Source organism: uncultured Acetatifactor sp., from assembly GCF_948601915.1.
In the GTDB taxonomy this organism is placed as follows: Bacteria; Bacillota; Clostridia; order Lachnospirales; family Lachnospiraceae; genus Acetatifactor.
Window position 1 is genome coordinate 13,230 of record NZ_CAPDXS010000102.1, and the last position, 6,968, is coordinate 20,197.

A 6,968-nucleotide genomic window follows, 5' to 3' on the forward strand; every position below is an offset into this window, starting at 1 on the left:
AAATATGAGATATTGGCCAGGCGTATCGTGGATACTTCACAGAGCGCGGTGGTGAGCACATGCGCCGGAAATCCCTTCCCTCATTCGAACGGATATATGGGGACGCTGGTCCGCGTGAGCGGCATCGATATCATGCGCACGCTGGATTTTATAGAGGAGCAGATCGCATCGGAAGATCCGGCGGTCCTGCAGGCGGAAGAAGAGGAGATGAGAAAGGCGAAGGAGGAAGGGACGAGAGCACCTGAGCCAGGGTGGTTTCTGCGTCCGATGGTGGGCAAACGGGCGCAGCCGGATGAAATGCGCAGGCTGGTACAGGGAGGCAATCCGCTGTTCATCCATGGATTTATGAAAACCCTGGAAAAGGCCATCCGGGACAATCCGGAGTATGCCGCCATCAAACGCTCCAATGGGGAGCATGTGTGGCTCTTCTACGAGAGGGACAACATGGGCTGCTATCCCGTATTCGGCGACGGCTTTGAGGAGGTGGACGTGGCGGATCCGCTGAACTATTCCAGCGCGGTCAATGCGGCGCGCAGGCTGCAGTGGATCTATCATCGCTTCTTCCGGGAATATATTCCGGGCTTTGAGAATGCGCATCTGATGGATGTGTATGCCAATATCTCCAAGGCGCTGCGCGTGCCCGAGGAGCCGGAAGGGTTTACGGAGTATACCATTTCCAGAGAGGATCTGGCTGGGTACTCGGACCGCAAGGATATCCTGACCTATGTGAGGGGCCATCCGCACAGCGGGCAGAATGAGCATGGCTGGGGGATTCCCATGGCAAGCCTGATTGTAAGGGGATATGACAATCTGCTTGTGACCGGTAAGCCGGCGGGCCGAATGATACACTATATCGCCACCTGTGCGAAGGTAGGGGAAGCGGCAGGCGCGGCCGCAGCGGTTTCCGTTCTGGAGAATACCCCTTTGAGGGAGACCGATTCGGACAAGGTGAAAAGCAGGATAGGATAATTTGAGAGAAAGGATGCCCAAGCGGCAGCAGATTGGAGAATTGTTATGAAAAGACTTTATGGTGTAATTACGGCAATGGTGACGCCGTTTGACGAGAATGGTCAGGTCATGCTGGAGCAGGTTCGGAATATGGTGGAATTCCTGGTAAAGAGGGGAGTGAACTGCCTGTATCCCTGCGGCACCACGGGGGAGATGTTCCTTATGCATGAGGAAGACCGCAAGAAGGTGGCGCAGGCAGTGGTTGAGCAGAACCGGGGGAGGCTGACGACCTATATCCATGTAGGCGCCATGGATCCGGACGAGACGATTCGCCTGGCACAGCATGCCTGTGATATCGGCGCGGATGGCGTGGGAATCGTGACACCGGCTTTTTTCGGCACAAATCCGGATGCCATGGTGGAATATTATGTAAAGGTGCTCCATGCGATTCCCCAGGACTTTCCTGCCTATCTGTACAATATTCCGCAACTGGCGGCAAACGATCTGACCTCGGACACCATAGGCCGTATCCTGGAGCTATGTCCGAACGTGGCCGGAATCAAATATTCCTACGCGGACATGGCACGTACATATGAGTACCTGGGAATCGCCAGGGATTTCGAGGTGGTGCAGGGGGCGGACAGCCTGTTCCTGCCCACTCTGGCAATGGGATGCGCCGGAACAGTGTCCGGATGCAGCTCGGTCTATCCGGAACCCTTCGTGAAGGTCTACGAGGCGTTCCGGGCTGGAGACATCGAAACCGCCCGCAGCTGGCAGAACCTTGCCAACAAATTCGTCAGGGCCCTGGGCGCCGGCAGCAATATGGCGATTTTCAAGAGCGGTCTGCAGTATCGCGGCCTGATGGCGGGACATATGCACCGGCCGCAGATTGATCTGAAGGAGGATCAGGCACAGGAGCTGTGGAAGACTCTGAGGGCTCTGGAGGAGAAGTGCCCGGAGGGAATGATTATCCGAGATTGAACCGGCTGTACAAGCGGCTTGGCGGAAGGGAGGCTTCATGCGACGGACACGGATAGAGGAATATGAAAAGGGGGGCTACCGAATCTACAGAGTGCCTTCCATTGTGTGTACAGACAGGGGGACGGTGATTGCGGCTTACGAGTGCCGTTTTGGCGGAGACTGGTCCGCCATGGATCTGGCGATCCGCCGCAGTACGGACGGAGGCCAAACATGGTCTGACCGTATGATTGTAGCGGAGGGCCATGGAATCGATGCAATCCACAATGCGGTGCTATTTGCGGACGGAAGTATGGTGCATCTGATCTGGCACCGCAATTACCGTGAAGTCCGCTATATGCGCAGCCTGGACCAGGGACTTACATGGTCTGAACCCAGAGACATTTCTGACGCATATATCCGGCTTCGGAAGCGGTACAATTGGACGGTGATCGCGGCCGGGCCGGGGCATGGGCTTGTGACCTCCGCGGGCAGGCTGATCGTCCCGGTCTGGGCAGCGGCAAACTCCAGGGATATTACCAGCCATCATCCTTCCGTGGTGACCACGCTGTACAGCGACGACCATGGGGAGACATGGCAGTGCGGTGAGATAATATGGGACAGGGAGGATTTCGTGGATCCAAATGAATCTGTGCTTGCGGAGATTTCGGACGGCAGGATGATGATAAACTGCCGCCATGAAACAGGGAATGGCCTGCGCAAGGTGGGCTTTAGCCCGGATGGAATCAGCAACTGGGCTGGATTCTACTTTGACGGACAGCTGATTGACCCGGTCTGCTGTGCGGGAATGACGCAGGGGGACGGGCATCTCTGGTTCACGAACTGCGCATGCGGAAAGGAGGAGGGCAGGATACGGCTGTCCATCCGGCGCAGCGATGACGATGGGAGGACGTGGCCGTACAGAAGGGAACTGGCTGAACAGGGCGGCTACAGCGATGTGTTTTACAGTCCTTCCCGGAAAATGCTGTATGTCATTGCGGAGGCAGGGCGCGCTACAGAACATACATTTTCCTTTGGACTATCCATAATCAGCCTTTCGCCGGAAGAAATCGGATGAAGTTCAGGGCAAAAAATCAAAAACTTTTTAAAATATGACACGCTGATGTCATATTATAAAGTGTATGATAGACATACACTTAAGGAAGCAGGAGCCGCTTCTCAGAGTGAGATGCAAGGCAGAGGACGTACCTCTGCCAGAGCCGATAAGGGAAAGCATGCAAAACGAAAGGAGAGCGACATCATGGAAAGCACAATGAAACAGGAACTGAAGATCTGCCAGAGCTGCGGGATGCCCATGCAGGAGGAGCAGTACGGAACCAACCGGGACGGCAGCAAAAACCACACCTATTGCTGCTACTGCTACAAAGACGGGGCCTTTGCCCAGGACTGTAGCCTGGAGGAGATGATAGACTTCTGCGCGGCTTTCGAGGTAGAGGGCGGCCGGGCCAAAACGGTGGAGGAGGCGAAGGCCATGCTGGGCGAATACTTCCCCACCCTGGAGCGCTGGAGGGCGTAAGGAAGTGCAATTCCGTAAGCAGGGGCAGCCGAAGCGGACATTCCGTTCTGTTCCGGCTGTCTTTCCATCCACTGATGCAGGAATGAAACAGCAGAAGACAAGGAGACAGACCATGGCAGTGAAAGTATTGGAAATCAAGAAAGAAAGCTGGCCGGCAACGCGGCTGATCGGAAAAAGATATACAGGCGCTCCCAACTGGGGAGAGTGGTGGGAAAAGGACTGGTTTGCGGTATTGGAGCAGAATCCGTGTCTTCCCATCAACGGGGATGCCTATATCGGTGCTGTGCACATCGTGGAGGGGATGCCCGAGCGATGGATCGGCATGTTCTTCCCGGCAGGCACAGAGGTTCCGGATGGGTTTGAGTCCATTGACATAGAGCCACAGGAGTATGCGGTATGCTATCTGTCCGACAAGGAGGGCAGCAGGGACTTCTTTACCATGGAGACCCACGACATGTGCCTGGAGGCGCTGCGGGCAGCAGGGTTTGCCAGGAAAGAGGACGACTGGTGCTTCGAGAGATACAACTGCCCCAGGTACACCACGCCGGACGGGGAGGGAAACGTCATCCTGGACTATGGGATTTCCGTATTGTGATGATATTTAAGGAGGAGTTCTTATGCTGGAAATACCGGAGAGCCTTACCATAGCCGCACAGCTCAACGAAACCGTGAAAGGGCTGGAGATTCGCAGGGTGGAAGCGGCCCACACCAAGCACTCCTTTGCCTGGTATACAGGCGACCCCGACTACTACGCGGAGACCATGGAGGGGAAGCCCCTGGGTGAGGCCATAGGCTGGGGCAGCTATGTGGAGATCGATGTGGGAGACTACCGCTTTGCCGTAGGGGACGGAACGAATTTAAGATATTACGCCTCCGGCGAAAAGCTTCCGCCCCGCTACCAGACCAGGATTGAGCTGGAGGATGGCAGCAACCTGGTGTGCACCGTGCAGATGTACGGCTCCATGTTCCTGGTGGATCCTAAGGAGTACGACAATTTCTATTACCATGTGGCCAAGGAGAAGCCCATGCCCGGAAGCGAAGAGTTCGACTACGCCTATTTCCGGGAGCTGAGGGAGCAGGCTTCAGGGACCCTGTCCATGAAAGCTTTCCTGGCCACGGAGCAGCGGATCCCCGGGCTGGGCAACGGCGTGCTCCAGGATATCCTGCTGCGGGCTGGTCTCCATCCGAAAAAGAAGATGGGCACTGTCCCCGAGAGCCGCTGGAGACAGGTATACCAGGCGCTCACCGATACGCTGGAGAAGATGACGGCTGCAGGGGGCCGGAACACGGAGAAAGACCTGTTCGGCCGGCCCGGCAGGTATCCCGTGATGCTCAGCAAGAACACCCTGGGCAAGGGCTGTCCCTACTGTGGGAACACAATCCAGAAGGCCAGTTACCTGGGCGGCACGGTGTATTTCTGCCCGGGCTGCCAGGAATTGTAAGGAAAGAGTTTTCCTCCCTGATTTCGGACAGTTCCACCGGCTTGTCATCAGACAGCCGTCTGGATACGGAATCTGCTCTATGAGGACGGGGCCAGGACAGTATTCCTGTATACAAAGGGGACAGAAGGGAATCCGCCAAAGGAGCTGCGGCAGCTTGCCCAGTACATGGAGGATTCCACAGCGGAGAATGCCAGATCCAGGGGGCTGACAAGGCTGCGCGAGATGGTGATGGGAGTAAAATGAGACAGGGAAGTGGGGCTGGCGTATATGAAATGGTATGAAATAGAGAAGCGGATTCGGGAGGAAGGAAAGGACGAGGGAAAAGCCGAGGGAAAGGCTGAGGCTATAATGGAACTGCTGGAGGATATCGGTGTGATACCAAAGGAGCTGGAGAAGCGGATTCAGGAACAAAAGAACCTGGATATTCTGCGGGAATGGCACAAACTGGCGGCGCATTCCAGGAGCATTGAGGAGTTTGAAAGGCTGATTTTGAAGGTTCCTCTGGGCTGAGTGCGGGGCAGGCTCCAACCATGGAAAAGGGGCCGATGGGCCTGTGGCGGCTGACATGTCACAGGCTCGGCGGCTCCAGATCGATTCTACCCCTGCCGTTTCACCACAGGGATCCACACCTCATACTGCGCATTCGCCGGGTCAGGGTTCAGGTAGACCTCCACATCGGGGGCGTTGCCGTACTCGTACCCGGAGGTGGGCAGCCATTCCGTCACGATGCGCCGCTCCAGCTCCTGGATGGACTGGTTGGTGCCAGACCCGGGGAACACGGCCCAGGTGGCTGCCGGCACGGTGTATTCCTCCAGGCCATCCGCTGCCTGGGTGGAGCTTACGGCGATGTAATACCGCCAGGGCTCTGTGTCATTACAGGTGCTGATGCCAAGCACGCCCATGGGCTGCGTGTCCATCATGCCCGTCAGCCGTTGCAATGTGCCGTTCGCGGCGATTTCTCCCCATTTTGCGGGAATCACCGCGAAGTTCTTCTCGATGTCCTTGTCCAGAGGCACGGACACGCCTACGATGCGGAAGGCCTCTTTCGTCTCGATTCGGTAGTTCATTTCTTCCACTCCTTTGACTGTGATTTTGAAGGTGATGGGCGGGAAGGATTTCACGGAAACCCCTTCCTTTTTCAGGGAGGAGGGGGCGATGCCGTGGACGGACTGGAAGGCCCTGTTGAAGGCAGTGGGAGAGCTGTACCCGTACTTGCCCGCCACATCGATGATCTTCATGCCCCTGCCCTGGAGATCCACGGCGGCCAGGGACATCTTCCTCCTGCGGATGTACTCGGCCAGGGGAACTCCCGCCATATAGGTGAACATCCGCTGGAAATGGTAGGAGGAACAACAGGCGATCCGCCCCAGCTGATTCATGTCGATTTCCTCCGTCAGATGCTCCTCGATATAGCTTATTGTGTCATTCAAGCGCTCGATCCATTCCATGATTTAATCTCCAATCTTTTCGCCTGCTCTTACTATACCATAGCCGCAGGGCTTTTTTCCTCTCTGTTTCTGCACGGAAAAGAGAGATGCCTTCATTATGTCATAGCATGAAGCCATATGCAAGAAAAACGGAGCCCCGGCCGGCCAAATCGTTGGCTGCGCCGGAAGCGGCGTCTGGCCCTTCTGCCTCCGTGCTGTTTCTGCCGCTTAAAAAACCTATTGAGTGTAATTTCTATTCGGCATATATTTCTAGAAATGATGTGATTTTCCCATGTGTATATTCTCCCTCGATCAAACCAAACTCTGGGTCATAATATTTATTATCATAAAGCAGAGTCCAATGTGTATATCCCGCATCTGTGTGAACTGTCAGAATCGAATACTTGTAGGGAACGGGATTCTTCTTGGAGATTCGTTTGTTTCTTTCAGCGTGTCCTATGCCATAAAAATCAAGTATTTCTATCAGTTGACCGATACTTGTAGCTCCATCTGTTTTCATATCTTTCATTACTTCTTCAACGCTTTTTCCAGCAATCATGGCAATACACGCTTGGCCACATGTTGAAAAAGTAGGCTGCATGATTATACTCATTAACGAAATAAATTGCCAAATTTATGCAGCCTGCTTTATCTCCT

The 6,968-nt window shown here is 55.1% G+C and carries 9 protein-coding genes; 7 read left to right on the forward strand and 2 right to left on the reverse strand.

What is annotated here, in order from left to right; genetic code table 11:
- Window positions 1–51 precede the first annotated feature (51 nt).
- The 7 genes from Q2B33_RS16460 (at window position 52) to Q2B33_RS16490 (ending at window position 5,394) form a co-directional block, all read left to right on the forward strand.
- Window positions 52–969 carry an FAD-dependent oxidoreductase gene (locus Q2B33_RS16460; protein ID WP_300914115.1) on the forward strand — a complete coding sequence of 306 codons (918 nt, stop codon included), beginning with the start codon at window positions 52–54 and terminating at the stop codon, window positions 967–969.
- Between the two features lie 45 nt (window positions 970–1,014).
- Complete coding sequence (locus Q2B33_RS16465) at window positions 1,015–1,929, forward strand: dihydrodipicolinate synthase family protein (RefSeq protein ID WP_300570382.1); 915 nt, start codon at window positions 1,015–1,017, stop codon at window positions 1,927–1,929.
- A gap of 37 nt (window positions 1,930–1,966) precedes the next feature.
- The gene (locus Q2B33_RS16470; RefSeq protein WP_300570385.1) at window positions 1,967–2,983 is read left to right on the forward strand and encodes an exo-alpha-sialidase; all 1,017 of its coding nucleotides are present in this window, start codon (window positions 1,967–1,969) and stop codon (window positions 2,981–2,983) included.
- Between the two features lie 183 nt (window positions 2,984–3,166).
- Complete coding sequence (locus Q2B33_RS16475; RefSeq protein ID WP_300570388.1) at window positions 3,167–3,442, forward strand: zinc ribbon domain-containing protein; 276 nt, start codon at window positions 3,167–3,169, stop codon at window positions 3,440–3,442.
- Between the two features lie 112 nt (window positions 3,443–3,554).
- Window positions 3,555–4,037: a GyrI-like domain-containing protein gene (locus Q2B33_RS16480; protein WP_300570391.1), complete on the forward strand. Its 483-nt coding sequence runs from the start codon at window positions 3,555–3,557 to the stop codon at window positions 4,035–4,037.
- Between the two features lie 22 nt (window positions 4,038–4,059).
- Window positions 4,060–4,884, forward strand: coding sequence for an endonuclease VIII (locus tag Q2B33_RS16485; RefSeq protein ID WP_300570394.1), 825 nt, complete (start codon window positions 4,060–4,062; stop codon window positions 4,882–4,884).
- 267 nt (window positions 4,885–5,151) lie between these two features.
- A complete protein-coding gene (locus Q2B33_RS16490) occupies window positions 5,152–5,394 on the forward strand; it encodes a hypothetical protein (RefSeq protein ID WP_300570397.1) in 243 nt (80 codons plus the stop codon).
- 86 nt (window positions 5,395–5,480) lie between these two features.
- Here Q2B33_RS16490 and Q2B33_RS16495 read toward each other — a convergent pair whose 3' ends face one another.
- Both Q2B33_RS16495 and Q2B33_RS16500 read right to left on the reverse strand, forming a co-directional pair.
- Complete coding sequence (locus Q2B33_RS16495) at window positions 5,481–6,332, reverse strand: AraC family transcriptional regulator (protein ID WP_300570400.1); 852 nt, start codon at window positions 6,330–6,332, stop codon at window positions 5,481–5,483.
- Window positions 6,333–6,564: 232 nt separating this feature from the next.
- Window positions 6,565–6,924 carry a hypothetical protein gene (locus Q2B33_RS16500; protein ID WP_300815977.1) on the reverse strand — a complete coding sequence of 120 codons (360 nt, stop codon included), beginning with the start codon at window positions 6,922–6,924 and terminating at the stop codon, window positions 6,565–6,567.
- Window positions 6,925–6,968: the final 44 nt, after the last annotated feature.

Bases quoted from the DNA above. Each gene is read 5' to 3' on its own strand.
- Q2B33_RS16465 (WP_300570382.1), top strand. From the start codon at position 1,015: ATGAAAAGACTTTATGGTGTAATTACGGCAATGGTGACGCCGTTTGAC.
- Q2B33_RS16470 (WP_300570385.1), top strand. From the start codon at position 1,967: ATGCGACGGACACGGATAGAGGAATATGAAAAGGGGGGCTACCGAATC.
- Q2B33_RS16475 (WP_300570388.1), top strand. From the start codon at position 3,167: ATGGAAAGCACAATGAAACAGGAACTGAAGATCTGCCAGAGCTGCGGG.
- Q2B33_RS16480 (WP_300570391.1), top strand. From the start codon at position 3,555: ATGGCAGTGAAAGTATTGGAAATCAAGAAAGAAAGCTGGCCGGCAACG.
- Q2B33_RS16485 (WP_300570394.1), top strand. From the start codon at position 4,060: ATGCTGGAAATACCGGAGAGCCTTACCATAGCCGCACAGCTCAACGAA.
- Q2B33_RS16490 (WP_300570397.1), top strand. From the start codon at position 5,152: ATGAAATGGTATGAAATAGAGAAGCGGATTCGGGAGGAAGGAAAGGAC.
- Q2B33_RS16495 (WP_300570400.1), bottom strand. From the start codon at position 6,332: ATGGAATGGATCGAGCGCTTGAATGACACAATAAGCTATATCGAGGAG.
- Q2B33_RS16500 (WP_300815977.1), bottom strand. From the start codon at position 6,924: ATGAGTATAATCATGCAGCCTACTTTTTCAACATGTGGCCAAGCGTGT.